Origin of the sequence: Bradyrhizobium sp. LTSP857, from assembly GCF_000938285.1 — a bacterium.
Classification (GTDB): Bacteria; Pseudomonadota; Alphaproteobacteria; order Rhizobiales; family Xanthobacteraceae; genus Bradyrhizobium.
In genome coordinates this window covers 439,474-466,072 of sequence record NZ_JYMS01000046.1, presented here as the reverse complement: position 1 = coordinate 466,072, position 26,599 = coordinate 439,474, and the positions used below count along the sequence as shown (strand labels likewise).

The 26,599-nt window shown below is 64.8% G+C and carries 25 protein-coding genes; 11 read left to right on the top strand and 14 right to left on the bottom strand.

Going from position 1 to position 26,599, the window contains the following annotated elements:
• Positions 1-5: 5 nt before the first annotated feature.
• From UP06_RS31615 to UP06_RS31580, 8 genes are all read right to left on the bottom strand, one after another.
• The gene (locus tag UP06_RS31615; protein ID WP_045007580.1) at positions 6-947 is read right to left on the bottom strand and encodes a GAF domain-containing protein; all 942 of its coding nucleotides are present in this window, start codon (positions 945-947) and stop codon (positions 6-8) included.
• A 214-nt stretch (positions 948-1,161) separates the two neighbouring features.
• Positions 1,162-1,593 (bottom strand): hypothetical protein, encoded by a 432-nt coding sequence (locus UP06_RS41730; protein ID WP_045007579.1) that lies wholly within the window; start codon positions 1,591-1,593, stop codon positions 1,162-1,164.
• 192 nt (positions 1,594-1,785) lie between these two features.
• Positions 1,786-1,989 carry a hypothetical protein gene (locus tag UP06_RS31605; protein WP_045007578.1) on the bottom strand — a complete coding sequence of 68 codons (204 nt, stop codon included), beginning with the start codon at positions 1,987-1,989 and terminating at the stop codon, positions 1,786-1,788.
• A 267-nt stretch (positions 1,990-2,256) separates the two neighbouring features.
• Positions 2,257-2,958, bottom strand: coding sequence for a transcriptional repressor LexA (lexA, locus tag UP06_RS31600; protein ID WP_045007652.1), 702 nt, complete (start codon positions 2,956-2,958; stop codon positions 2,257-2,259).
• A gap of 176 nt (positions 2,959-3,134) precedes the next feature.
• Positions 3,135-4,346 carry a molybdopterin molybdotransferase MoeA gene (locus UP06_RS31595; protein WP_045007577.1) on the bottom strand — a complete coding sequence of 404 codons (1,212 nt, stop codon included), beginning with the start codon at positions 4,344-4,346 and terminating at the stop codon, positions 3,135-3,137.
• A gap of 240 nt (positions 4,347-4,586) precedes the next feature.
• On the bottom strand, positions 4,587-4,769 hold the full coding sequence (locus tag UP06_RS31590) for a hypothetical protein (protein ID WP_045007576.1): 183 nt from the start codon (positions 4,767-4,769) through the stop codon (positions 4,587-4,589).
• 157 nt (positions 4,770-4,926) lie between these two features.
• Positions 4,927-5,553, bottom strand: coding sequence for an HAD family hydrolase (locus UP06_RS31585; protein ID WP_045007575.1), 627 nt, complete (start codon positions 5,551-5,553; stop codon positions 4,927-4,929).
• A gap of 29 nt (positions 5,554-5,582) precedes the next feature.
• On the bottom strand, positions 5,583-6,716 hold the full coding sequence (locus UP06_RS31580) for an alpha-hydroxy acid oxidase (RefSeq protein ID WP_045007574.1): 1,134 nt from the start codon (positions 6,714-6,716) through the stop codon (positions 5,583-5,585).
• A gap of 318 nt (positions 6,717-7,034) precedes the next feature.
• Between UP06_RS31580 and UP06_RS31575 the strand changes: the two genes are divergently transcribed.
• Entirely contained in the window at positions 7,035-8,372 is a 1,338-nt protein-coding gene (locus UP06_RS31575) for a S41 family peptidase (protein WP_045007573.1), read from the top strand.
• Positions 8,373-8,507: 135 nt separating this feature from the next.
• Here the strand turns inward: UP06_RS31575 and UP06_RS31570 are convergent, their stop codons facing one another.
• Entirely contained in the window at positions 8,508-11,228 is a 2,721-nt protein-coding gene (locus UP06_RS31570) for a bifunctional diguanylate cyclase/phosphodiesterase (RefSeq protein ID WP_045007651.1), read from the bottom strand.
• A gap of 311 nt (positions 11,229-11,539) precedes the next feature.
• On the opposite strand from UP06_RS31570, the gene UP06_RS31565 reads away from it, so the two are divergent.
• The gene (locus UP06_RS31565) at positions 11,540-11,704 is read left to right on the top strand and encodes a Flp family type IVb pilin (RefSeq protein WP_045007572.1); all 165 of its coding nucleotides are present in this window, start codon (positions 11,540-11,542) and stop codon (positions 11,702-11,704) included.
• Between the two features lie 10 nt (positions 11,705-11,714).
• Here UP06_RS31565 and moaC read toward each other — a convergent pair whose 3' ends face one another.
• From moaC to UP06_RS31545, 4 genes are read right to left on the bottom strand one after another with little or no spacing between them, the layout of a single operon-like run.
• Complete coding sequence (gene moaC, locus UP06_RS31560) at positions 11,715-12,215, bottom strand: cyclic pyranopterin monophosphate synthase MoaC (protein WP_045007571.1); 501 nt, start codon at positions 12,213-12,215, stop codon at positions 11,715-11,717.
• Position 12,216: 1 nt separating this feature from the next.
• Positions 12,217-13,038 carry an indole-3-glycerol phosphate synthase TrpC gene (trpC, locus tag UP06_RS31555; protein ID WP_045007570.1) on the bottom strand — a complete coding sequence of 274 codons (822 nt, stop codon included), beginning with the start codon at positions 13,036-13,038 and terminating at the stop codon, positions 12,217-12,219.
• 8 nt (positions 13,039-13,046) lie between these two features.
• Positions 13,047-14,060 (bottom strand): anthranilate phosphoribosyltransferase, encoded by a 1,014-nt coding sequence (gene trpD, locus UP06_RS31550; RefSeq protein WP_045007569.1) that lies wholly within the window; start codon positions 14,058-14,060, stop codon positions 13,047-13,049.
• Positions 14,061-14,075: 15 nt separating this feature from the next.
• A complete protein-coding gene (locus UP06_RS31545; protein ID WP_045007568.1) occupies positions 14,076-15,974 on the bottom strand; it encodes a peptidylprolyl isomerase in 1,899 nt (632 codons plus the stop codon).
• A 221-nt stretch (positions 15,975-16,195) separates the two neighbouring features.
• Between UP06_RS31545 and tpiA the strand changes: the two genes are divergently transcribed.
• From tpiA to UP06_RS31505, 8 genes are all read left to right on the top strand, one after another.
• Entirely contained in the window at positions 16,196-16,951 is a 756-nt protein-coding gene (gene tpiA / locus UP06_RS31540; RefSeq protein ID WP_045007567.1) for a triose-phosphate isomerase, read from the top strand.
• A 140-nt stretch (positions 16,952-17,091) separates the two neighbouring features.
• A complete protein-coding gene (gene secG, locus UP06_RS31535; RefSeq protein ID WP_045007566.1) occupies positions 17,092-17,481 on the top strand; it encodes a preprotein translocase subunit SecG in 390 nt (129 codons plus the stop codon).
• Between the two features lie 166 nt (positions 17,482-17,647).
• Positions 17,648-19,279 carry a CTP synthase gene (gene pyrG, locus UP06_RS31530; RefSeq protein ID WP_045007565.1) on the top strand — a complete coding sequence of 544 codons (1,632 nt, stop codon included), beginning with the start codon at positions 17,648-17,650 and terminating at the stop codon, positions 19,277-19,279.
• An 82-nt stretch (positions 19,280-19,361) separates the two neighbouring features.
• A complete protein-coding gene (locus tag UP06_RS31525; protein ID WP_045007564.1) occupies positions 19,362-19,688 on the top strand; it encodes an NIPSNAP family protein in 327 nt (108 codons plus the stop codon).
• Between the two features lie 127 nt (positions 19,689-19,815).
• Complete coding sequence (kdsA, locus tag UP06_RS31520; protein ID WP_045007563.1) at positions 19,816-20,667, top strand: 3-deoxy-8-phosphooctulonate synthase; 852 nt, start codon at positions 19,816-19,818, stop codon at positions 20,665-20,667.
• Positions 20,667-21,878 carry an MFS transporter gene (locus UP06_RS31515; protein ID WP_045007562.1) on the top strand — a complete coding sequence of 404 codons (1,212 nt, stop codon included), beginning with the start codon at positions 20,667-20,669 and terminating at the stop codon, positions 21,876-21,878. Before kdsA ends, UP06_RS31515 begins: the two co-directional genes overlap by 1 nt.
• A gap of 143 nt (positions 21,879-22,021) precedes the next feature.
• The gene (locus UP06_RS31510; RefSeq protein WP_045007561.1) at positions 22,022-24,115 is read left to right on the top strand and encodes a methyl-accepting chemotaxis protein; all 2,094 of its coding nucleotides are present in this window, start codon (positions 22,022-22,024) and stop codon (positions 24,113-24,115) included.
• A 161-nt stretch (positions 24,116-24,276) separates the two neighbouring features.
• On the top strand, positions 24,277-24,663 hold the full coding sequence (locus UP06_RS31505) for a TfoX/Sxy family protein (protein WP_045007560.1): 387 nt from the start codon (positions 24,277-24,279) through the stop codon (positions 24,661-24,663).
• 14 nt (positions 24,664-24,677) lie between these two features.
• Here UP06_RS31505 and queF read toward each other — a convergent pair whose 3' ends face one another.
• Entirely contained in the window at positions 24,678-25,166 is a 489-nt protein-coding gene (queF, locus tag UP06_RS31500; protein ID WP_045007559.1) for a preQ(1) synthase, read from the bottom strand.
• 126 nt (positions 25,167-25,292) lie between these two features.
• Here queF and eno point away from each other — a divergent pair, with 126 nt between their 5' ends.
• Positions 25,293-26,576, top strand: a complete 1,284-nt coding sequence (gene eno, locus UP06_RS31495) for a phosphopyruvate hydratase (protein WP_045007558.1) — start codon at positions 25,293-25,295, stop codon at positions 26,574-26,576.
• Positions 26,577-26,599: the final 23 nt, after the last annotated feature.

Here is a 26,599-nt window from a genome sequence, read left to right as displayed (position 1 = left end):
ACGGGCTACAGGTACCAGGCTAACATCGCTTCAAGCCCAGCGCTCCCGATCACCGGCAAGACCACCATCTGGCTCAGCCCGGCTGCGCGAGCCCCCACGGCCGCGATCGAGCCGTCCTGCGCGAGGTCGTCGTTGAGCGCGGGCATGCCGGTGGTCCAGGCCCCGCCGATGCTGCCTTCGCCCCTGGCGATGGATCTTTGCGCATAGAGCGCGGCGAGATCGGTCTGCGCGCTGCAATCGCCGGCGCGAAACATCAGCCCCGAACGGGCCTCGTTCGGCACCCAGATCTCGAAGCGTCGCGCAATCGGGGTTGCCTGTGCGGACAGGAATGTCAGCACCCAGGTCTGGTCGGTGCCGGTGCGATAGGGCACGCCGACGCCGAGATTGATCCCGACCTTGGCGGCGTCCTCCCAGCGCAGAAAACTCTTGGCGTCGTGCAAATCCTTGATGATCAGCGGCAGCCCGGCTTTCCAGGTGCGTCCGGGCAGGCCGAAGCCGCGCGGAAATTTGGTGTGGCGGGAGTTGAACTCGAACATGTCGGCGCTGCCGTAATAGCCGTCGACGAGGCCCATCTCGTGCGAGACTTCGGCATCGTTGTGCCAGAGCTCGACCGCGCCGACATGGGCCTCGTCGTCGCCGCAGAACAGCACCATGACTGCTTGCAGGAATTCGCCGGCAAACACCGGCACCGCGACGCCGCAGGTCAGACCAGCCTCGATGGCCTGGTCGGTTCGCTTGAAATAGGAGTTGGCGAATTTGGTGAGGATCACGGGGTGGCCGGCGGCCCAGGCCTTCCCGGGAAGCCCCTCGTCATATCGGAAGCGCAAATCTTCGCTCGCGGCCTTGAACGCGGACAGGCCTTCGCTGTAGAGGCCGCCGCCAAATTCCAGCCGCATCCGCGTCCGGTCAGGCACCCAGAGTTCAACGACGCGAATGAAGGTCTTCATCGAGCCTGTCCGCCGCCTCGAGCCGTGAGCAGCATCGGCGATTTGTCAGCAGAACGGACGTTCAAAATTCAGGCAGGGCAGCGGAAACTTCGTGCGGTGGGGAAGTGCGGCGAGCAGATGTTATTCCAGGGCCGCAAACCACCCCATCTCGCCGGCCTCGGCCGGCGATGGACATTTCAATCCTGGCGCCGACCTGGCGGCCGGGATGGTGGTGTCAGCCGATCGGCAGGCGAGTGATCGTTGGCTGCCTGTCGGCGATCTGCGGCTTGTGCTCGCGCTCGCCCACCTGTTGGGTCACCGGCAATTGCAGCACGGTTGCGCGCTGGCCTTCGACGAGCTGCGTCACCAGCACGTATTTGCCGTCGGGGAATTCGATCGCATCATGGTGGCGATCGGGAATGTGCGGATCGACCTTGCCGAACTTGCCGACGCGGGAGTTGATGGTGCGCGTCCAGATCCAGCGATTGTCGTAGCGGACGCTGTCGGCGAAGGCGAGCTCCGTTCCCGGCAGCAGGCAGACCGCGACGGAGGGATCGGCTTCGGAGGCGAAGCCGCGCGTCGAGGTGCCGCGGAAGGTTGTCGTGACGATCGTCTCGCCGACTTCTGCGGGACGCGTCGCGACGGCGTGCAGGCTGTAGTCACACATCGGGTGCTCCTCATTCAGGATAGAGCACCCGCGCCTCTTCTGAGGCGCAGGCCTCTATCAGAGTGGAAGCCTGCAAGCTTATGCTTGTTTGTGGGCAAATCTGCGGCTCGCATCCGCAGCGGGCAATCACATTATCTTTTTCAAATGCGCTGGGAACAAAGCCTGCTCCCGTGCATTTTGGGAGCTTCGACGTCAGCGGCCAGCAGGTGCCGACCAACCCGAATATTGCCAGGCCGGTTGCGCCGGCTCGACCGCGTTGCGGGCATTGCGGAATTGCTCGCTGGTCGTCGCCTGCGGTGCCTTGCGCAGATGGTGCTGCGACTGCGCCGCAAACGCTTGCGACGCTGATGCTGTGATCAGCGCCATCGTGACTGTGCTCAGAATGATCTTGCGCATGGGTGTCTCCTCGGTCTCTCAAAGCCTGCGAAGCGGTGTGTGCTTCGTTGTGGCGTGCCGAGGATGTAGCGCTGGAGAGGTGGCCGGATAATCTGTGCAAAACCAGAAACACTATCCAGCGGGAGCGGACAATCGTCCGCTCCAATCGTTAATGGGCGGCCGCCAACAGGCGGTGCGCGGAAGATTGAGATTATTGTTTAAGCATGACCTTTTCGGAAAACCGCTGCGCACTTTGCGCTAACGCGGCCCTTCGGGTCCGGGTCATGCTCAGTACTTCCGGTACAACCCGATCAGCTTGCCCTGAATCTTCACCCGGTTGGGCGGCAGGATGCGGACCTCATAGGCGGCGTTCGCCGGCTCGAGAGCGATCGAGGCGCCACGCCGACGGAAGCGCTTGAGCGTCGCCTCCTCGTCGTCGATCAGCGCCACTACGATGTCGCCGGTATCGGCGGTCTCGTTGCGTTGGATCAGCGCCATGTCGCCGTCGAGAATGCCGGCCTCGACCATGGAATCGCCGCGCACTTCGAGCGCGTAATGCTCGCCCGAGCCGAGCATATCAGGCGGTACGCTGATGGTGTGGCTGCGGGTCTGCAACGCCTCGATCGGCGTGCCGGCCGCGATGCGGCCCATGACGGGCACCGCAACGGGGCGCTCGCCGTCGTCCGCAGGCGCGCCGGAGCTGGTGCGGACCTTGCCGAGAGTGCCTTCGATGACGCTCGGGGTGAAGCCGCGGCGGCTGCCGGCGGCGGCCTGGAGCTCCGGCAGCTTGATCACCTCGATCGCGCGGGCGCGGTTGGGCAGGCGCCGGATGAAGCCGCGCTCCTCGAGCGCGGTGATCAGGCGATGGATGCCCGATTTCGAGCGCAGGTCGAGCGCGTCCTTCATCTCGTCGAAGGAGGGCGGCACGCCGCTTTCCTTCAGCCGCTCACTGATGAACCGCAGAAGCTCGTATTGTTTGCGCGTTAGCATCTCGACCAAAATCCCCCGGTTGATGTCGTTCGATTCCGAGACGTTCAATTCAGCGATAAGCCGCTACATGCTCGAAACAAATCATGAACGGACACTATATGTTCGATATGTGTTCCGCAACTGCTTAATTTACCGTGAACGCCGCAATGTTCGCGGAACGCATGTGGTCCAGGCGTTCAGGCCGGTAAGCGCAGCACCTCGCAGGGCGTGCCTGCCTCGGCCTTCGGCGCGAACGGCGCGCGCACGAGAAGTGCCTGTGCCGCAGCGAGATTCGCAAGCAGCGAGGAATCTTGATGGTTCACGGGATGGGCGATGAGCGTGCCGTCGTCGCGCACCTCAAGCCGCGCGCGCAGATAATCCTCGCGCTGGTCATTGGCGCCGACATCGCGGCCGAGCAGGGCGCGTTCGCGACGGTGATGAATCACTTCGCGGCCCGACAGCGCACGAATCAGCGGGACCATGAACAGGAAGCCGCAAACGTAGGACGACACGGGATTGCCGGGCAGGCCGATCACGCGCATTGCCCCCAACCGCCCGTGCATCATCGGCTTGCCCGGCCGCATCGCGATCTTCCAGAACGCCATCGAGATACCTTCGGCATTCAGCGCCGGCTGCACCAGGTCATGATCGCCGACCGATGCGCCGCCGGTCGTGATCAGGATATCTGCGCCGCTCTCGCGCGCGCGGCGGATGCCGGCCGTGGTCGCCTCCAGCGTGTCGGCGGCAACGCCGAGGTCGATGGTATCAGCACCCTCGCGACGGGCGAGCGCATGCAGGGCGTAGCCGTTGGAATAGACGATCTGGCCATGGCCGGGCGTCGTGCCCGGCATCACCAGTTCGTCCCCGGTGGCGAGAATCGCGACCTTCGGACGGCGGCGGACGGCAAGCTGCGGGTGGTTCATGCCGGCGGCGAGCGCGAGGTCGCGCTCGGTCAGCCGGGTGCCCTTGCGCAGGAGCACGTCGTCCTCGCGAAAATCGATGCCGGCGGGGCGGATGTGCCGCCCGGTGATGGCGGCCTCCTTGATCGCGATGCGCTTGCCGTCCGCGACGGTGTCCTCCTGGATCACGACGGCGTCGGCGCCATCGGGAACGACGCCGCCGGTGAAGATTCGCACGGCTTCGCCGGCGCCGACAGTTCCAGCAAATGGCCGGCCCGCCGCGACCTCACCGATCACGGTGAGCCGGGAATCGATCTTCGCTGCATCGGCTGCGCGCACGGCGTAGCCATCCATCGCCGACATCGCCTGCGGCGGCTGCGTGCGCCGCGCCGCGACGTCGCGCGCGAGCACGCGATGGAAGGCGTCGTCGAGGGGAACGATCTCTTCAGGCAGCGGCTCCGCGCCGGCCAGCACCGCGGCAAGCGCGTCAGAAACCGGCATCAAGGCCACGGGACAACTCCTGCTCGGCGGACTCGGACGAATGGGCGGCGAGAGTTCTAACCGAGTGCGGGCGCAGAGGCAAAACAGCAGCGGAGCGGGATTATTCATCCAGCATCACCCGCTCCGCGTTGGGAGCCTAGTATCGGGTCCGGCGCGGCATGTTGTGAAGGACGAGGAAGACCGGCACGAGCGTGGCGATGGCAAGGACGAGAACGACCATAACCACAGCCAGCATCGGGCGCCTCCTGTCTATCCGTCCGAACTGACGTCGGGCGCCTTGAGGCCTCGATCCTTGTCGGGCAGCGGATCGGCCTGAGACTTCAGGTCGGCGGCCTTGCTGATCAGTTTTGCGGAAAGCTCAGAATTCGAGGTGGTTCTGGCGAATTCAACCAGCAGGGAGGCCTGCTTGGTGAGGTAGGTTTTGCCCAACACGATGATACGTCCGTTCGTAGAAGTCCCAACGGACTCAAGAGTCCGGAACAGGGCATTCCGTTCCCGGAACTCTGTACAAAAATGCACAAAGTGCTTTGGTTCCTATTCCCGGGTGAAATTGTTCCGGAATCGGCCGATTTGGCGGCCCGTCCGCCGGTCAGATCCCGAGCGCCTTCAGCGCCTCACCGACATCGCGGGGCGAGGTCACATGCACCGCGGTCAGTCCGCGTGCGCGAGCGCCTTCGACGTTCTCGGCAAGGTCATCGAAGAACACGATTCGCTCGGCCGGCACGCCGATCGCGGCCACGACATGGTCGAAGGCTGCCGCATCCGGCTTGCGCAGGCCGATGCTGGAGGACAAATACAGCTCGCGGAAATGGCCGAGCACGTCGGCATATTCCGTCGAGAAATAATCGATATGCGGCCGGTTGGTGTTGGAGAAGGCGTAGAGCGGCACCTGCTTGGCCGCGCGCGGCAACAGCTCCGCGATATCAGGCATCTCGCCGGCGAAGATCGCGTTCCACCCTTCGAGGAACTGCGCATCCGAAATGCCGATCCCGAGCGTGGCGCGCAGCGACTGGAAATAGTCCTCGTCGCTGATCTTGCCGACCTCGTGCAGCCGATAGGCTTCGCTGTCGCGCACATAGCGCGTGACGATGGCTTCCGGCTTGCAGCCGGCATGTCCCGCCCAGCAGGCGATCGCCTTGGAGAAATCGATATCGAGCACCACGCGCCCGAGGTCGAACAGAAGCGCATCGGCGCTGCCGGGAGAAAGCGAGGTCATTGCGTCCTTTTTCACTTCGGTATCGGCGATCAGTACCGATAAGGCTCGTGGTCGAACAGCGGGAACGCGCTGAATACGCTCGGCGCGTTGGTCGCGGTCGCCGGATGCAGGCAGGATTTGTTCACCCCGGCGAACGAGGTGGCCCCGAGCAGGCCAAGGCAGCGCAGCACCTCGTCCTCCAAGAGCTCCAGCATGCGCGTTACGCCGGCTTCGCCGGCCGCCGCCAGGGCCCAGCATTGCAGCCGGCCGATGCCGACGAGGTCAGCGCCCGTCGCGATCGCCTTGACGATGTCGGTGCCGCGGCAGAAGCCGCCATCGACCATGATCTTGGCGCGGCCCTTCACGGCCTCGACGATCTCGGGCAGCACATGCATGGCGCCGCGGCCGTGGTCGAGCTGGCGGCCGCCATGATTGGAGACGTAGATCCACTCGACGCCGTGATCGACCGCGATCTGCGCGTCCTCGGCGGTGGCAATGCCCTTGAGGATCAGCGGGATATTGAACGTGTCCTTGATCATCTTCACGGTCCGCCACTCCAGGCCCTTCTGGTAGTCGCCGCCGGTGGCGCGCAGGCGGCTCTCGCGAACATAGCGCTTGGCGATGTCACGCTCACGACGGCTGTAATGGGCGGTGTCGACGGTCAGGCAGAAGGCGGCGTAGCTGTGCTTCTCGGCGCGGCTGACCACATCGGCAACGAAGGCATCGTCGCCGCGGACATAGAGCTGGAACAGGCGCAGCGCATCGGGCGCGGCTTCGGCGGTCTTTTCGAGTCCGGGCTCGGACACCGAGCTCAGCATGTGCGCCGCCCCGAACGTGCCGCAGGCGCGCGCCACGCTGGCGGCGCCGTGCGGGTCGAAGATCTCCAGCGCGCCGACGGGGGCGAGCACCACCGGCAGCCGCATCTTGCGGCCGAACTGCTCGACCGAGCCGTCGACCTTGTGCACGTCGCGCAGCACACGCGGGCGGAAGGCAATCTCGTCCAGGGCCATTCGGTTGCGGCGCATCGTGGTCTCGGTCTCGGCGGCGCCGACGATATAGTCCCAGGCGTTCTGGTTGAGGTTGGAGCGCGCCTTCCGGATGAATTCGTGCAGGTTCTGGAAGGGCTCGTTGCTGGCGCCGAGTTCGACATTCCGTTGCGGCTGGATCCGGGGCGATTCGTTCATTGTTATCCTCCCGAGAATTTGAAGTCTTATGTCATCGACTATCCCGTCCGGCCCTCCCAAACCATCCTAAAATCGCATAGCTGCGAGGCGTGGCCGGCCGACCGATTCCCGCATTGCGCGAGGTGTTTCCGAACGTTGCCAAAAGTTTAGGCCAGGGCGAAGGGATTTCTGTAATGTACCCGTGGGCGTGGCATCCCGGCCTTGAAGAAACCGGAATGATATTGTGAGAACCGGGCTGGATCGCCATTTGCATGGCGGCTCCCAAGACCCAAAAGAACTGCCTCAAGAGAACCGCGAAACGAGAAGGCCAACCATTCCATGCGGAAAACCCTGCTGTTCCCCCTCGGCGCGCTCACTGGTGCGTGCCTGACCCTCCTCGTTTCCGGTCCGCATGGCGGACTATGGGCGGCTCGGGCGGCGGCGAGCGCGGATGATGCCTATTCCCAGCTCAATTTGTTTGGCGAGGTCTTCGAGCGGGTGAAGGCGAGCTATGTCGAGAAGCCCGATAATTCCAAGCTGATCGAAGGTGCGATCACGGGCATGGTGACCTCGCTCGATCCGCATTCGCGCTACATGAACGACAAGGCCTGGACCGAGATGCAGGAGACCACCTCCGGTGAGTTCGGCGGCCTCGGCATCGAGGTCACGATGGAGGACGGCCTGGTCAAGGTCGTCTCGCCGATCGACGACACGCCGGCCTCCAAGGCCGGCATCATGTCCGGCGATCTCATCAGCAAGATCGACGGCGACGCCGTGCAGGGTATGACGCTCGAGCAGGCCGTCAACAAGATGAAGGGCCCGGTCGACACCAAGACCAAGCTCACCATTGTGCGCAAGGGCGCGGACGCTCCGCTCGACGTCGCGATCACGCGCGAGATCATCCATGTCCGCCCGGTGCGCTTCCACGTCGAGAACGGCGACATCGGCTACATCCGCGTCACCTCGTTCAACGAGCAGACCACCGACGGCCTGAAGAAGGCCATCGCCTCGATCTCCAGGGACGTCCCGCCGGAGAAGCTCGTCGGCTATGTGATGGACCTGCGCAACAATCCGGGCGGCTTGCTCGACCAGGCCGTCTCGGTGTCGAGTGCGTTCCTCCAGCGTGGCGAGGTCGTCTCGACCCGCGGCCGCAATCCGGAAGAAACCCAGCGCTTCACCGCCCATGGCGGCGATCTCACCAAGGGCAAGCCGCTGGTGGTGCTGATCAACGGCGGCTCGGCCTCGGCGTCCGAGATCGTCGGCGGTGCGTTGCATGATCACAAGCGTGCCACGATCATCGGCACGCGTTCGTTCGGCAAGGGTTCGGTGCAGACCATCATTCCGCTCGGCGCCGGCAACGGCGCGCTGGCGCTGACCACGGCGCGCTACTACACGCCCTCGGGCCGTTCGATCCAGGCCCAGGGCATTGCGCCCGACATCGAGATCCTCCAGGACGTGCCGGCCGAGCTGAAGGGCCGCGTCGACACCATGGCGGAGTCCCAGATGCGTGGCCATCTGCAGGCCGCAGACGGCACCGAGCAGACTGGATCGCAGTCCTATGTCCCGCCGGACGAGAAGGACGACAAGGCGCTACACACGGCCTACGACTTCCTGCACGGCGTCACCGTGAATGCTGCGGCCGCCAAGCCGGCACCGAAGACGACGGTGCCGAACTAGCAAGATGCCGTAGGGTGGGCAAAGGAGCGTAAGCGACGTGCCCACCGCTTCTGCATGCGCGGCAAGACAAGAGGTGGGCACACTTCGCTTTGCCCACCCTACGAAGTCTGTCCACCCACGAACTAGCGGTCCTTGCTAGCCTGCTTCGCGGCGGCGGCTCTGGTTGCCATCGCGCTGTGCGAGCCGGCTGCGATGTAGCGCGAACAGCTCCAGCACCTTGTCGGCCGGTTTTGCGGCGCTGAACAGATAGCCCTGCATCTCGGAGCAGCCGAGCGCGCGCAGCAGGCGCTGCTGCTCCTCGGTCTCGACGCCCTCGGCCGTGGTGGCCATGCGGCGGGCGCTGGCGAGGCTGACCACGGCCTGCACGATGCTGGCGGAGCCGTCAGGACCCGCGATGTCGCTGACGAAGCAGCGGTCGATCTTGATCTTGTCGAACGGGAAGCGGTGCAGGTAGCTCAGCGACGAGTAGCCGGTGCCGAAATCGTCGAGCGCGATGCGCACGCCGATGGCGCGGAGCTGATGCAGGATCGCAAGCGCAGCGTCGTCGTCGCGGATCAGCACGGCCTCGGTGATCTCGAGCTCGAGCCGGCTCGCGGGCAGGTTGGAGGTGGCCAGCGCCGCCATGATCTTCAGCGCCAGCGTGCCGCTCTTGAACTGCACCGGCGAGACGTTGACGGCGAGGCGGATGTCGTCGGGCCAGGCGGCGGCGTCGCGGCAGGCGGTCGCCAGCACCCATTCGCCGATCTCGTTGATCAGGCCGGTATCCTCGGCGATCGGGATGAACTCGGCCGGTGACACCATGCCGCGCTCGGGATGGCGCCAGCGCACCAACGCCTCGCAGCCGGTGATGCGGTCGTCCTTCAGGCTGAGGCAGGGCTGGTAATAGACTTCGAGGCCGCCATGGGCGATGGCGTGGCGCAGGTCGATCTCGAGCTGCCGCCGCTCGCGAACCTTGGCATCCATCTCCTGCTCGAAGAAGCGATAGGTGCGGCGGCCTGCGGCTTTGGCGGCATACATCGCCATGTCCGCGTTCTTCAGGATCTGGTCCAGCGCGGTGCCGTGCCCCGGCGCCAGCGCGATGCCGATGCTGGCGTCGGTGGTAAGATGATGGCCCATGCAGTCGAACGGCGTACGGATCGCCGCGAAGATCCGCGCGACGAGGTCGTTGACCTGGTCCGGCGACGTCACCGTGCTCTGCACGATCGCGAATTCGTCGCCGCCGAGCCGCGCCACGAAATCCATCGGGCCCGCGCAACGACTGAGGCTTGCGGCAACCGATTTCAGGAGCTCGTCGCCGACGAGATGGCCGAGCGCGTCGTTGACGCCCTTGAATTCGTCGATGTCGATGTAGTGCACCGCGAGTTCTTCGCCGTCGGCGATGGCGGCCAGCTCTCCGCGCAAATGTTCGTGGAACATGGCGCGGTTGGGCAGGTCGGTCAGCGCGTCGTAATGGGCGAGGTGGGTGATGCGCTCTTCGATGCGACGGCGTTCGGTGATGTCCTCATGCGTCGCCACCCAGCCGCCGTCACCGAGAGGCTCGTTGACGATCTGGATCGAGCGGCCGTCGCCGGTCTCCACGACCATGGAGTTGCGCGCGTGGATGTCGCGCAGCACGCGCGCGACATACTGGTCCACGTCGCCCGTGAATGAGCCCGTGGCTTTGCGGTGCGCGATGATGTCGTGGAAGCTGTAGCCGGGCTTCACGATCTCGGCCGACAGTCCGTACATTTCGATGTAGCGCTGGTTGCAGATCACGAGTTTCTGCGAGGCGTCGAACAGCAGCAGGCCCTGGGTCATGTTGTTGACGGCGCGGTCGAGGCGCTGCTTTTCCAGCGTCAGCCGCTCGCGCGAGAGGCGGTGCTGCTCCAGGAGCTTGCGCACGATTGCGATCAGCACGCCCGCAATCGCGAGCGCGGACGCGCCGGCGACCGAAATCAGGATACCGATCTGCTCGCGCCAGTCCGCCAGCGCCGCCGCGCGTGTCGTGGTCGCCATCATCAGGATCGGGAAGTGGGGCAGGGCGCGCGCGGAAATCAGCCGGTCGTCGCCGTCAACCGGACTGATGAAGCGTCCGGCGAAGTGATCGAGTCCGAACACCCTCTGCTGCTCGAACGGGCCGGTCTTGAAATTCCGCCCCATCAGATCGCTCGAATGGGGATAGCGGGCGAGCAGCGTGCCGTCCCGATGCAGCATCGAGATGGTGGCGCCTTCTCCGAGCACCACGGTCTCGAAGAATTTCTCGAAATTGGCGGGCTCGATGCCGCGTCCGATCACGCCCATGAACTCGCCGTCCGGCGCGACGATCTTGCGCAAGATCAGGATGGTCCAGGCGCCGGAGATGCGGCTATGTACCGGCTCGATCAGAACGTCGGGCGCATAGGGGTCGTAGCGGAAGCTGCGGAAATAGGCGCGATCGGCAACGTTGATCTTCGGCGCCGGCCATGCCGTCGACGAATTGATCACATTGCCGTCTACATCGATGATGTTGACACCACCCATGTAAGGCAGCGCCTCGATCTTCGAGCGCAGCATGCGATGGATGTCCTGGCCGGAGAGGCGCGTGCGATAGTCCTCCGCGGTCGTGATTCCGCTCGCGTGGACGTGGTCGACGAAATCCTTCTGGATGACGGCGAAATCCTGCAATTGCTGATCGAAATGATGGGCGAGCAGCAGCACGGTGTTCTCGAGCTCGCGGCCGCTGTTGCGTAGCGCGCGCTCGCGGAAATTCTGGGCCATCAACGTCGCGCCGACGGCGATCGCCGCGATCAGGAGCGTGCCGCCCACCACCAGCCAGCGGATCGGTCCGCTGCGCACGAAGGCCTGGTCAAAGAGGCGACTGCCGTATCTCGTCATCATGTCGATCGTTGCCGTGCACACGTCAGGGTCAGCTCTTGATCCCCATGACATCCGTCGGTTTACGGGAACGATGTGGAGGCGACGTTAGGAAGCGCGGTTAATGCGACATAAACCGTAATACACAAATGCAATCGATGCGTATGACGACAGGCGTGCAGGATTTGCCGCAAGGTCTGGTGATGCCGGTCAATTCTTGCCGGTCGTGACGACATCAACCGGGGCTTAACCATCTAACGTGTTGACGATCCTTGATGCGGCAATGGCACGCGATTTGCGAGCAAGGCTGGCAGAGACGAAGAGAGGATACGATCATGAAAAACACTTTGACGAACTTCCTCGCCGACGAATCCGGCGCGACCGCGATCGAATACGGCCTGATCGCAGCCGGCATCGCGCTCGCCATCATCACGGTCGTGAACGGCATGGGCAGCAGGCTCAGCGCAAAATTCGGGTCGATCAGCTCGTCGCTGAAGTAGCGGCCTGCGATCAGGCGCGGTAGTGGCCGGACTTGCCGCCAAGTTTTTCGATGAGGTGGATGCCCTCGATGCGCACACCGCGCTCCACCGCCTTGATCATGTCGTAGATGGTGAGGCAGGCGACCGAGACTGCCGTCAGCGCTTCCATCTCGACGCCTGTGGGGCCGGTCACCTTCACGCTGGCGCGGACCACACAGCCCGGCAGTTTCGCGTCGGGCGTGATGTCGACCGTCACCTTCGACAGCGCGAGCGGATGACAGAGCGGAATCAGCTCCGAGGTGCGCTTGGCCGCCATGATGCCGGCGATGCGCGCGGTCCCGAGTACGTCGCCCTTCTTGGCATTTCCCGAGACGATCAGATCGAGCGTTGCCCTGGTCATGACGACGCGGCCTTCCGCGACTGCGAGCCGCTCGGTCGCGGGCTTGTCCGACACATCGACCATGCGTGCCTCGCCCGAGGCGCCGATATGGGTGAGGGCAGGGATCGCCTTCTTCGCCGGCTTGCGCGCCATGTCAGCGCGTGCCCGTCGCACGCGACGTGGTCTCGCGCGCAAGCAGCGTGCGTGTAGCAGCGGTCACGTCAGCCTGACGCATCAGGCTTTCGCCGACCAGGAAGGTCGACATGCCGACGCGCTCAAGCCGCGCGAGGTCTGCGGGCGTAAAAATGCCGCTCTCGCCGACCATCAGCCGTTCCCCAGGGATCAGCGGCGCCAGCGTCTCGCTGGTCGCAAGCGTGGTCTCGAAGGTACGCAAATTGCGGTTGTTGACGCCGATCATCGGCGAGCGGAGCTTGAGCGCCCGATCGAGCTCGGCGTGGTCGTGGATCTCGATCAGGACGTCCATGCCATAGGCGATGGCGGCGTCTTCGAGATCCTTGGCCGTCGCATCATCGAGCGCGGCCATGATGATGAGGATGCAGTCGGCACCATGCGCGCGCGCCTCCGCCACCTGGTAAGTGTCGAACAGAAAGTCCTTGCGCAGCGCCGGCAGCGACGTTGCCGCGCGCGCCGCCACCATGAAGTCGAGATGACCCTGAAACGAGGGCGCATCCGTCAGCACCGACAGACAGGCGGCGCCGCCCGCTTCATAGGCCTTGGCGAGCAGCGGCGGATCAAAATCCGCGCGGATGAGCCCCTTCGAGGGCGAGGCCTTCTTGACCTCGGCGATCAGCGCGTAATCGCCATTGGAGATCTTGCTCCGGATTGCGCGCAAAAAACCGCGCGGCGCGGCTTGCGCCTTGGCCTTCGCCTCGACCGCCGACAGCGGCTGCGCACGCTTCGCGGCCGCGATCTCCTCGCGCTTGTAGGCTTCGATCTTGGTCAGGATGTCCGACATGGGGAGGCTCAGCCGTTTGAGACCGCGATCAGATGTTTCAGCCGCGCGCTCGCCGCGCCGCTGTCGAGCGACTTTGTCCCGATCGCGACCCCTTCCCTGAGGTCCTTGGCACGTCCGGCCACGATCAGTGCGGCCGCTGCGTTCATCAGCGCGACGTCGCGATAGGGGCTCGGCTTGCCGTCGAGCACGCTCTGGAGCGCAATCGCATTGGAGTCGGCGTCGCCGCCTTTGAGCGCGCCGGGCTCGCAACGCGGCAGGCCGGCATCCTCCGGCGTCACCTCGAAATTCCGGATCTCGCCATTGTGGAGCGCGGAGACGAAGGTCGGGCCGGTGAGGGTGATCTCGTCCAGCCCATCGGAGCCGTGCACGACCCAGGCGGATTCGGAGCCGAGGTTTTTCAGCACCTGCGCCAGCGGCTGCACCCATTGCCGCGAGAACACGCCGACCATCTGCCGCTTGACGCCGGCCGGGTTCGACAGCGGTCCGACCAGGTTGAAGATCGTGCGGGTGGCGAGCTCGACCCGGGTCGGACCGACGTTCTTCATGGCCGGGTGGTGAGCGGGCGCGAACATGAAGCCGATGCCGCATTCGCGCACGCAGCGGCCGATCTGTTCGGGCTTAAGATCGATCTTCACGCCGAGCGAGGCCAGCACGTCGGCCGCGCCCGAGCGCGACGACAGCGCACGGTTGCCGTGCTTGGCCACCGGCAGGCCGGTGCCCGAGACGATGAAGGCGGCGCAGGTCGAGACGTTGACCGAGCCGGAGCCGTCGCCGCCGGTGCCGACGATGTCGACGGCGTCAGCTGGTGCAGTGACGGTCAGCATCTTCGACCGCATCGCCGAGACCGCGCCGGTGATCTCGTCGACGGTCTCGCCGCGCACCCGCAGCGCCATCAAGAGGCCGCCCATCTGCGAGGGCGTGGCCTCGCCCGACATCACGGCGTCGAAGGCGGAGGCCGCTTCGTCGCGCGACAGGCTGGCGCCAGTCGCCACTTTTCCAATGATCGATTTCAGGTCGTCCATCGCGTGCTTTCAAACTTACTGGTTCGCGCCCGTCACCTGCGCGAAGGCGGCCTGATTAATGGTGGTCCCGATATCGGTTTGAAGCTTGTTGACGTAGGATGCAACCTGCTCGTCGGTCAACGCGCGGTCGATGCTGTCCTTCAGCTTCTTGATGGCATCGGAGGCGGCATCGACCGCTGGCTCGATGATGTCGGTGACGCGGAAGACGATGACTTCGCCGCCGCCGGCCACGGGCGTCTGTCCGACGCCATCCTTGGCAGTGCGGAAGGCGGCCGCAACCAGGTTCGTGGGCACGCCGGCGGGGGAGTCGTCGCGCTTGAAGCCGGTCGCGGTCTGGACCGTGGCGCCGACGGCGGCCGCCTCGTCAGCGAGCTTGCCGCCCTGTTCGAGCTTCTGCACCATCTCGCTCGCCTTGGTCTTGAGCTTGGCGGCGATCTGGTCCTGGCGCCAGCGCGCCTCGACCTGGTCGCGGACCTCGTCGAGATTGCGGTCGCGCGACGGCGTGGTGGCGAGCACGTCGTACCAGACATAGCCGCCGCGGAACGAGATCGGATCGTTGTCGACGCCGACGTCGCTGTTGAAGGCCTGCGACACCACGTCGAGGCCCTGCGGAATGCTGGCGACGGGCTGACCGTCCGGCGCGCGGCCGGAGCGATCGACGGCGTCGACGGTCACGGCTGCGAGCCCGAGCTTCTGCGCCGCGTCGACGACGCTGGTGCCGGCGCCGCGCTCGTCCTCCATCTTGTCGCGCAGCTCCGCGACCTTGATGCGTGCACGCTCGGTCGCGATCTCGCGCTTGATGTCGCCGGCGAGGCTGGCGTAGTTGGCCTCGACACCCGGCTCAATCTTGTCGACCTTGACGATCGCGGTGCCGAGACGGCCCTCGATCGGCTGGCTGATTTCGCCGGCCGGGAGTGCAAAGACAGCGTCGCCAATCGCCGGATCGAGCGACGACTTGGTCACCAGCCCAAGATCGACGTCGGAGGTGCTCAGTCCGCGCTCCTTGCCGAGATCCTCGAACGACAGCCCGCCGGCGAGGCGCTCGCGCGCGGCCTGCGCCTCGGCGGCGTTCGGGAATACGATCTGGTGGATCTGGCGCTTCTCCGGCGTGCCGAGCTGGTTCTTGCGCTGGTCGAACAGTTTTTTCGCATCGTCGTCGGAGACCTGGCTCCACTTGCCGATCTCTTCCGGCGAGATCACGACGAAGGCGATCTTGCGAAATTCAGGCGCGCGGAACTGGACCTTGTGGTCCTCGAAATAGGCGGCAAGCGCCTCGGGCGAGGGCGCGTCGATGGTGCCCGCCTGCGCTGCGTCGAGCTTGACGAACTCGATCGCGCGCTGCTCGTTCTGGAAACGCGTCAGCACCTCGAGCATGGCCTTCGGCGGCTCGAGCCCGGCGCCGATCGTGCCGGTGATCTGCCGGCGCAGCGACACCTTGCGCTGCTCGGCCACGTAGCGCTGCTCGGTGTAGCCGAAATTGCGGATCATGGCCTGGAAGCGGTTCGCATCAAAGGCGCCGCCGACGCCCTTGAAGTTCGGATCGTTCATGATGAGCTGGCGGATCTGGTCGTCGGACTGGCCGAGCCCGAGCCGGCGCGCCTCTTCGTCAAGCGCTGCTTCCGCAATGGTCTGCTGGAGCACCTGGCGGTCGAGGCCGAAGGCGCGCGCCTGGTCAGGCGTGAGCGGGCGGCCGAACTGGCGGCTGATCTGCTGGAGGCGGTCGGTGTAGATCTGGCGGAACTCGTTCAGCGAAATCTCGGTGTTGCCCACCTTGGCCACCGTGGACTGCCCGAAGCCCTTGAAGATGTCGGCGATGCCCCAGACGCCGAAGCTGATGATCAATACACCCATCACCACGGCCATAATGGTCTTGCCGACCCAGTTTGATGAGGCCTTGCGCATTCCTCGAAGCATTTGGTCCAACTTGTTTGGCAGGAGGGGAACGGGAGCGCGTCTTAATGCAGATTCCGCAAGAGCGCGTCACCAAATTGATATGGCATCATAAAGTGGCGGCTTTCCCCCCGCAACCTCAGGTCAGGCCGGTGCCTGGTCCTGCGGTTAAAAGCCCCTGGTCTCTGGAACTGCCGCGGCACCTCTGCTAGCGCATGGACAAACCTCATTTTGCTGGAATTGACATGACCGACGCCATCCGACCGCTGATTGCCGGCAACTGGAAAATGAACGGCCTCAAGGCCTCGATTGCCGAATTCGACGCCATGCTCAACGGTGCGGCAGAGGTGGCCGGCAAGGCCGATCTGCTGGTCTGCCCGCCGGCAACCCTGATTGCGGCCTTCGCCGAGAAGGCGCGCGGCAAGGCGGTGACCGTTGGGGCGCAAGACTGCCATCCCAAGACCTCAGGCGCTCATACCGGCGATATCGCTGCCGAAATGCTGGCGGATGCGGGCGCGAGCGCCATCATTGTCGGCCATTCCGAGCGCCGCGCCGACCATGGCGAGAGCGACGCCCTGGTGAAGCAGAAGGCCGAGGCTGCCTGGCGGGCAGGGGTGGTTGCGATCGTCTGCATCGGCGAGACGCAGAGCCAGCGCGATGCCGGCCAGACCCTCGACATCCTGCGCGGCCAGCTCAATGGCTCGCTGCCGGACGGCTCCACGGCCGCCAATTTGGTTGTGGCCTACGAGCCGGTCTGGGCGATTGGCACGGGTCTCACCCCCACCGCTGAGGATGTTGAGCAGATTCATGGCTTTATCCGGGAATTCCTGACCTCCCGGTTCAAGGCGGACGGTGCCAGGATGCGCATCCTCTATGGCGGCTCGGTCAAGCCGTCGAATGCGGCCGAGCTGATGGCGGTCAAGAACGTCAATGGTGCGCTGGTCGGCGGCGCCAGCCTGAAAGCGGCCGATTTCCTTGCGATCGCCAAGGGCTGTCCCTAGCTAAGCTCGGGGCGCGATCGGGACCGATCGGGGGTGGCATTGCCGTTTCCGATCGTGTAACACCGCGCAACTTCAGGAAAACCCGCGAAGCGCGATCGGCTGCCGGTACCGGCGCTGTCGGCTTGTGACGGAAGGATAATATGCAGACTGTTGTCATCGTCATCCACCTCATGATTGTTGCCGTCATGATCGGTGCCGTCCTGCTTCAGAAATCGGAAGGCGGCGGCCTCGGCATGGGCGGAGGCGCGGGCTTCATGTCGAGCCGCGGCACCGCGAATCTCTTGTCGCGCACGACCGCGATCCTGGCCGCGGGCTTCTTTGTGACCAGCCTGTTCCTGTCCTGGTACGCTGGCTACAACCGTGCGCCCTCGTCGATCATCGGGGCGCCGGCATCGCAGACCCAGCCGGCCGGAGGCGGGCCAATCGTACCGCCGACCTCGGGCGGCATCCTGGATTCGCTGAAGAAGGCGGACGAGCAGCAGCAGGCCCCGGCAGCGCCGAGCGGCCCGCAGGTGCCGCGCTCGCAATAAAGCAGGGGGGCCATGCAGGGCGGCTTCTACCGTCCTGCATCAACAATCCCCATCAAGACCCTGTCACCACTCTTAGTTTTGGCTCACCCACAGGCCCGCAGATTCTTTGGGGCGGAATACGAATCGCTTTGGCGAATCGAATTCGAGGGATTAGAGGTTAAGCCCCATGGCGCGGTACATATTCATCACCGGCGGCGTGGTTTCTTCGCTCGGCAAGGGTTTGGCTTCAGCGGCACTCGGTGCTCTGTTGCAGGCCCGGGGCTACAAGGTCCGCCTCCGCAAGCTCGACCCCTATCTCAACCTCGATCCCGGAACGATGTCGCCGTATCAGCACGGCGAAGTGTTCGTGACGGATGACGGCGCGGAGACCGATCTCGATCTCGGTCACTACGAGCGCTTCACCGGGCGGCCTGCGACAAAGCAGGACAACATCACCACGGGCCGCATCTATCAGGACATCATCACCAAGGAGCGTCGTGGCGATTATCTCGGCGCGACCATCCAGGTGGTTCCGCACGTCACCAACGCCATCAAGGAATTCGTTCTCTCCGGTAACGACGACTACGACTTCGTGCTGGTCGAGATCGGCGGCACGGTCGGTGACATCGAGGGCCTGCCGTTCTTCGAGGCGATCCGCCAGCTCAAGAACGAGCTGCCGCGCGACCACGCCGTCTACATCCATTTGACGCTGCTCCCGTACATCCCGAGCGCCGGCGAGCTGAAGACAAAGCCGACGCAGCACTCGGTGAAGGAGCTGCGTTCGATCGGCATCCAGCCGGACATCCTGCTTTGCCGCACCGATCGCGAGATCCCGAAGGAGGAGCGGCGCAAGCTCGGCCTGTTCTGCAACGTGCGCGAAAGCGCCGTGATCGAGGCGCGCGACGTCGACAACATCTACGCTGTCCCCGAGGCCTACCACAACGCCGGCCTCGACGACGAAGTGCTCGCCGCCTTCGGCATCGGCTCGCGGATTCCACCGCAGCTCCAGAGCTGGCAGAAGATCAACGAACGCGTCCGCAATCCCGAGGGCAACGTCACCATCGCCATCGTCGGCAAATATACCGGCATGAAGGATGCGTATAAGTCGCTGATCGAGGCGCTCTCGCATGGCGGCATCGCCAACAAGGTGAAGGTCAATCTCGACTGGATCGAAAGCGAGATTTTCGAGAAGGAAGATCCGGCGCCGTTCCTCGAGCACGTCAACGGCATCCTGGTGCCGGGCGGCTTCGGCCAGCGCGGCGCGGAAGGCAAGATCCGCGCGGCGCAGTTCGCGCGTGAGCGCGACGTGCCGTATTTCGGCATCTGCTTCGGCATGCAGATGGCGGTGATCGAAGCTGCACGAAATCTCGTCGGCATCGAGGAGGCCAACTCCACCGAGTTCGGCCCGACCAAGGAGCCCTTGGTTGGCCTGATGACGGAATGGCTGCGCGGCAACGAGCTCGAGAAGCGCACCAACGCCGGCGATCTCGGCGGCACGATGCGGCTTGGCGCCTATCCAGCGGCGCTCAATCGCGGCAGCCGCGTCTCGCAGGTCTATGGCGGCGCGACCGAGATTTCCGAGCGCCACCGCCACCGCTACGAGGTCAACACCGCCTACAAGGACCGCCTCGAGCAGCACGGCCTGAAATTCTCCGGCCTCTCGCCCGACGGCGTGCTGCCGGAGATCGTCGAGTACGAGGATCATCCCTGGTTCATCGGCGTCCAGTTCCACCCCGAGCTGAAGTCGCGCCCCTTCGAGCCGCACCCGCTGTTTGCATCCTTCATTCAGGCGGCGATGGTGCAGTCGCGGCTGGTGTAGCTCTTTCTCGGCCTTTGACGATCGCGCAATTTGTTGCGACAACTCGCTGCCGCAAGAACAACAATACTGGGAGTGAATTCCAATGATCTACGAAATGCGCGTCTATCGCTGTGTGCCCGGCCGCTTGCCGGCGCTGTTGAAGCGGTTCGAGACGGTGACGCTGAAGCTGTGGGAGAAGCACGGCATCAAGCAGGCCGGCTTCTTCACCACGCTGATCGGTGAATCCAACCAGGAGCTGACCTATTTCCTGGCCTGGGAGTCGCTTGCCGATCGCGAAGCGAAGTGGGGCAAGTTCATGACCGACCCGGACTGGATGAAAGCGCGCGCCGAGAGCGAAGCGGACGGCCAGATCGTCGGCAACATCGTCAGTCAGTTCCTGACACCGACCGCCTTCTCGTCGGTCAAGTAGCGGCTGTCCGGCATGGGTTGTGGCGGGGCCCCCTCGCGCAACCCTGATATTCTGATTGCCCCGGACGAATGGGGTTGATCGCCCCCTCATCGCCGCTATGGTCGCGGCGAAACGAGGGATATTGGCCTTGAGCTCTTCGAATTCAGCGGCCCCGGTCGTTACCATTGGCACGGTCAAATTCGGCAATGATCTGCCGATCTCGATCATTGCGGGGCCATGCCAGCTCGAAAGCCGCCAGCATGCGCTGGAGGTGGCCTCAGCGCTGAAGGAGATCGCGGCGCGGCTGAACGTCGGCCTCGTCTACAAGACCTCGTTCGACAAGGCCAACCGCACCAGCGCTTCGGCGGCGCGCGGCCTCGGGCTTGCGCCGTCACTGCCGATCTTCGCCGAGATCCGTTCATCGCTTGGACTACCCGTGCTGACCGACGTGCACGACGCCGCGCAATGCGCCGAGGTGGCGCAGGCGGTGGACGTGTTGCAGATCCCGGCCTTCCTGTGCCGCCAGACCGATCTGCTGCTCGCGGCGGCCGCAACCGGCAAGGTCGTCAACGTCAAGAAGGGGCAGTTTCTTGCGCCCTGGGACATGGCGAATGTCGTCGCCAAAATCACCGGCGCGAACAATCCCAATGTGCTCGTCACCGAACGCGGCGCGTCCTTCGGCTACAACACGCTCGTCTCGGACATGCGCGCGCTGCCAATCCTGGCGCGCACCACCGGTGCGCCCGTGATCTTTGACGCCACTCATTCGGTGCAGCAGCCGGGCGGGAAGGGGGCATCCTCAGGCGGCGAGCGCGAATTCGTACCGGTGCTGGCGCGCGCGGCCGTGGCGGTCGGCGTCGCCGGTGTCTTCATCGAGACCCATCCCGATCCCGATCATGCGCCTTCGGACGGGCCCAACATGGTGCCGCTGCGCGAGTTCGAGGGGCTCATCCGCAAGCTGATGGCGTTCGACGCGCTGGCCAAGAGCACTCCGCGCTGATGCACCAGCCTGTGACCGGGCCGTCGTCCGACCAGAAGTTTCCACCCGCGATCAACATCATCGCGCTCGCCGGATTCTCGGCGGCGTTGTCGACGCGAGCGCTTGATCCCGTCCTGCCGCATGTCGCGGAGGATTTTGCGGTCAGCATCACGACAGCGGCGAGCGTCGCGGCCGGCTTCGCCTTGATCTACGCGCTGGTTCAGCCGGCTGTCGGCGCCGCCGCCGATCTGTTCGGCAAGGCGCGATTGATGACGCTGTGTCTGGCGCTGCTCGGCGTGGCCTGCATCCTGGGCGCGCTCGCCACGTCCTTCTCCGGCCTGTTCGCGAGCCGCATCCTGGCCGGGATCGCATCGGGCGGCGTGTTTCCGGTCGCCCTCGGCCTGACCGCCGACCTCGTCGCGCCGGCCAAGCGGCAGGTCGCGATCGGGCGCACGATGGCGGGTTCAATGACCGGCAATCTCCTTGGCGCGTCGGCCTCCGGCATCATCGGCGATCTCATCGGCTGGCGAGGTGTGCTGGTGGTTCTCGGTGCGCTCGGCCTGATCGCGGCCGCGGCGGTGGCGGCGGGCTTTCGCGGTGCCGCACTTGCCGCTCCGCCGAAGACCGACTTCAAGACCTTGCGGCAGGGCTACCGCACCATCTTTGCCAATCCCAACACGCGCTACTGCTACTCGGCCGTGTTCGTCGAGGGCTGCTGCGTGTTCGGCCTGTTTCCCTTCATCGCCGCGCTTCTGTTTGATCTCGGTGAGAAGTCGCTGTCGATCGCGGGCATCGTGATCGCGGGTTTTGCAATTGGCGGGCTGTTCTACACCTTCACGGTATCGCGCTTCCTGCCGCTGCTCGGCGTCAAGGGCATGATGATCGCGGGCGCGAGCCTTGTGGCGCTCCAGCTCGGTGCGCTCGCCTTCGGTCCCGGCTGGAAGCTTCAGTTCGTCAGCATGCTGGCAATGGGCTGGGGCTTCTACATGATCCATGGCTGTTTGCAGGTGTTCGCCAGCGAGCTGTCGATCGGAGCGCGGGCGACGGCGATGTCGCTGCATTCGTTCTTCTTCTTCATGGGACAGACCGTCGGACCGCTTGCCTATGGCCTTGGCCTTCAGCACGGCGGCAAGGTGTTGACGTTGCTCGCCAGCGCCGCGATCATGATGGCGCTGGGCTTCGTCTGTGCCCGGCTGCTCAAACAGCGGGCGCCGTCCGACGCGCGGGCCTGACGGAAGTATCGAATTACCGATGTCCGTATTTTTCCGGGAAATAACGGTAGCGGCATCCCTTCAATCTTAAATCAAATCTCACCCTTCGATCCCTAGAGTGCCGCCAAGCCGTCGGTTGCGGCATCACTCCATCGGATCGCCAGATGCAAAAGCAACGCTCGGTCGCCCGCATTCTCGGGGCAGTGGTCGGTTCTCTCGGTATCGTCCTCGTCCTCATCTGCGCTTACAGCCTGAAGCAGGCGGTCAGCCGCTATGCCGACAGCAACCGCATCGTGTCGCTTGCGATCGCGAGCCGTGACATGACCAATGCGCTGGTGGTGTTCCGGCTCGAGCGCGGAGATACGCTGAGCAATCTGTCGGCGCCCGTGCCGACCCCTGAGAACACGCTCAGCGCCATCGCCGACATGCGCGCAGCAGCCGTCAAGAACTATGGGCAGGCGCTCCAGACCCTCGAGCAGCTCGATCTGGCCGGCCTCGCCGAGCGCGTGCAGAAGCTGCGAGGCACCTGGCAGGACGTGGACGGCCTGCGGGCGCGCTCCACGGCTGCCCTGCGCCAGGAGAAGGCGGCGCGTGATGCGACCCTGACCCCGGCCTGGGCCAAGGCCTCCGACGCCTACATGGATGCGATCGGCGAGGTGACCGCGCATCTGGACAACAGCATGACCCTGATCGATCCGGTCGTCGACCGCCTGCTGCTGGTCAAGCAGTCGGCCTGGCTGACCCGCGCGACGGTCGGCCAGACCATCCTGTCGCAGTTCAGCACGATCCTGGCGAACAAGTCTTGGGCCGCCTCCGACGGCACCGATTTCGCCGATCTGCGCGGGCGCTCGCAGGCGGCCTGGAGCATCGTGCGGAATCTGAGCGTGAATGCCGCGTCGCCTGCGCTGTTGCAGGCGATCCGCGATGCCGAGCCAAACATGTCCGGCGAACTCTATGATGAGCGTAACACCGTTGCAGCCCGCTTGTTGAAGGGCGAGCCCGCCGGCATCACCGGTCTCGATTTCCGCAACCGCCAGCTTGCCGGCGCCGAGAAGCTCGTCATTGCCACCCAGTCTGCGCTCGCCAACATGATCTCGCGTGCGGAAGAGGACACAGCGCAAGCGCGCATCGGCCTGATCCTGTTCGGGCTCCTGCTGCCGGCCTCTCTCGCGCTGACGATTGGCGGGCTGATGCTGATGCGCAACCGCGTCACCCGGCCGCTGACCGCGATCACCGGCATCATGACCCGCTTCGCAGCGCATGATTTCGCCAGTGAGGTGCCGGGCCTCGACCGCAATGACGAGATCGGCCGCATGGCCGCGGCCTTGCAGGTGTTCAAGGATGCCATGATCAACGCCGAGCGTCTGTCGGGTGATCAGGCCGTCGAACGCGCCGACAAGGAGAAGCGCGCGTCCGAGCTCTCGGGCCTGGTGCGGCAGTTCGAAAGCCGGATCGGCCAGATGGTACAGACGCTGTCGAGCGCCTCCAGCGAGCTTGAGACGACGGCACGCTCGATGTCGGGCACGGCGGCGGAAGCCCAGACCCAGGCCGGCTCGGCCTCGACGCTGGCCGACCAGGTCGGCGGCGGCGTGCAGACGGTCGCGGCCGCGGCCGAGGAGCTCAATGCCTCCATCCGCGAGATCAATCGCCAGGTCGAGCAGGCAAGCCGCGCCACCGAGCAGGCGGTCGTCACCGTCAAGGAGACCGACAGCACCATGCGCGCACTCGCCGACGGCGCCGACCGCATCGGCGAGGTCATTGGTCTCATCACCTCGATCGCGGGCCAGACCAATCTCTTGGCACTGAACGCGACGATCGAGGCCGCGCGCGCCGGCGAATCCGGGCGCGGCTTTGCGGTCGTGGCAAGCGAGGTGAAGAACCTCGCGTCGCAGACGGCGAAAGCCACCGAAGAGATCAGCGCCCAGATCACGGAGATCCAGGGCGCGACGCAGAAGGCGGTCTCCGCCATCGACGGCATCGTCAAGACCATCGAGGAAGTCTCGAGCATCAATCGCACCATCGCTGCCGCCATCGAGGAGCAGAACAAGGCGACCGCCGAGATTGCCAACACCGTCCAGCACACCGCAGAAGCGACCTCGACCGTGACGCGCAATATCGCCAGCGTCTCGTCAGCGGCGAACGAGACCGGCCGCGCCGCGTCGGGCGTGCTGAAGGCCGCCGCCAATTTGTCGAGCCAGTCGTCCTCGCTCACGGGCGAGGTGGACAGCTTCATCACCAAGGTGCGTGCGGTGGCGTAAGGCTGCCGGGCAGAAGCACAAGTCAGGAAGACCCGCGCGGCATCGGGGTGCGGCGATTCCTGCTTGAGACGACGCGGAATCCTGTCACAAATCCAACGTGGGGCCCATATCGTCAGGCGAAACGAGGCCTCGAGTTCGAGCCGCCCCGCCGAGGACTGGAGATGGTTGCCAGCGACAGCTTCGTCGAGTTCCTGCGCGAGCAGCTCGCTCCGCTCGGACACATCAATGTGCGGCGCATGTTCGGCAAGACCGGCGTGTTCTGTGATGGATTCATGCTCGGGATGGTCCGTGACAACACGCTCTACTTCCGGGTTGATGACGACAACCGGGTGGCTTTCAAGGAAGCGGAGTCGTTTCCGCCGCTCAATTATGAGAAGCGGGGCGGCTCGATCGATCTCTCGTTCTGGCGAGCGCCCGAGCGGCTTTTCGATGAACCCGATGAACTCGTTACCTGGGCGCGCTCGGCGCTGGCGGCGGCACGTCGCGTCGCGCGGAAGAAAGGGCCGACAGCGCCAAAGCGGGCGACCAAGCGGCGGCCTCTGAGATAATCGCTCTGGCCTGGTTAACCCCGCCCGCGATAGGGCGCGACGCCTTGCTCCGGCACCCACAGGCCCTTCGGCACGCGGCCGGTCTGCCAGAACACGTCGATCGGGATGCCGCCGCGCGGATACCAATAGCCGCCGATGCGAAGCCATTTTGGCTTGATCTCGGACGCGATGCGCTTGCCGATCATCACGGTGCAGTCTTCGTGGAAGGCGCCGTGGTTGCGGAAGCTCGCGATGTAAAGCTTGAGCGATTTCGACTCCAGCAGCCATTGGCCGGGCGCGTAGTCGATCATCAGATGGGCGAAATCCGGCTGGCCGGTGACCGGGCAGAGCGAGGTGAATTCCGGCACGGTGAAACGGACCAGGTAATCCGTCCCTCCTTGCGGATTCGGCACGCGGTCGAGCTTCGCCTTTTCGGGCGCATCCGGCCATTCCACGGCACGTCCTAGCTGCAAAGAAGGTGAGTTTGCAGGTGAGGTCTTCGATTTGCTGGGCTTTTTCGACATCAGGCCGCCTCCGTGGTGGCCCTCTTAGCCAATCATCGCGCGGCCGTCACCCGGCCTTTTCCGCTCCGATGCATTGCGGTAGAAGCACCGCCAACTGCCCCCTCCGTTCCCCGAAAAGAGGCCCTCATGACCGCCATCGTCGACATCATCGGACGCGAAATCCTGGATAGCCGCGGCAATCCCACCGTCGAGGTCGACGTCGTGCTGGAAGACGGCGCGCTTGGCCGCGCGGCGGTGCCGTCCGGCGCCTCCACGGGCGCCCATGAGGCCGTGGAACTGCGCGACGGTGACAAGGCCCGCTATCTCGGCAAGGGCGTCACCAAGGCGGTCGGCGCCGTCAATGGCGAGATCTTCGAGGCCCTGAGCGGCATCGATGCCGAGCAGCAGGTCCAGATCGACCAGATCATGATCGATCTCGATGGTACCGCGAACAAGAGCCGGCTCGGCGCCAATGCCATCCTCGGCGTCTCGCTCGCCGTCGCCAAGGCGGCCGCGAACTCGCTCGACATGCCGCTCTATCGCTACGTCGGCGGCACCTCGGCGCGGCTCTTGCCGGTGCCGATGATGAACATCATCAATGGCGGCATGCACGCTGATAACCCGATCGACTTCCAGGAGTTCATGATCCTGCCGGTCGGCGCTTCGAGCTTTGCCGAGGCCCTGCGCTGCGGCGCGGAAGTCTTCCACACGCTGAAGTCCGAGCTGAAGAAGGCCGGTCATAACACCAATGTCGGCGACGAAGGCGGCTTTGCGCCGAACCTGCCGTCGGCGGATGCCGCGCTCGAGTTCGTCATGAACGCGATCGGCAAAGCCGGCTACAAGGCTGGCTCCGACATCGTGATCGGGCTCGACTGTGCCTCGACCGAGTTCTTCAAGGACGGCAAGTACGTCTATGAAGGCGAGGGCAAGACCCGTTCGATCTCCGAGCAGGCCAAATATCTTGCCGACCTCGTCGGCCGCTATCCGATCGTTACCATCGAGGACGGCATGTCCGAAGACGACATGGACGGCTGGAAGGAGCTCACCGACCTCATCGGTAACAAGTGCCAGCTGGTCGGCGACGATCTCTTCGTCACCAATGTCAAGCGCCTGGCAGACGGCATCAAGGCCGGTCGCGCCAATTCGATCCTGATCAAGGTCAACCAGATCGGCACGCTGACCGAGACGCTCGCCGCCGTCGAGATGGCCCACAAGGCCGGCTACACTTCGGTCATGTCGCACCGCTCCGGCGAGACCGAGGATTCCACCATCGCCGACCTCGCGGTCGCCACCAATTGCGGACAGATCAAGACCGGCTCCCTTGCACGTTCCGATCGCACCGCCAAATACAACCAGCTCCTGCGCATCGAGCAGCAGCTCGGCAAGCAGGCGCTCTACGGCGGCAAGGCGGCACTGAAGGCGCTGGCATAAGCCAGCGCCTCGAATAGGCAACA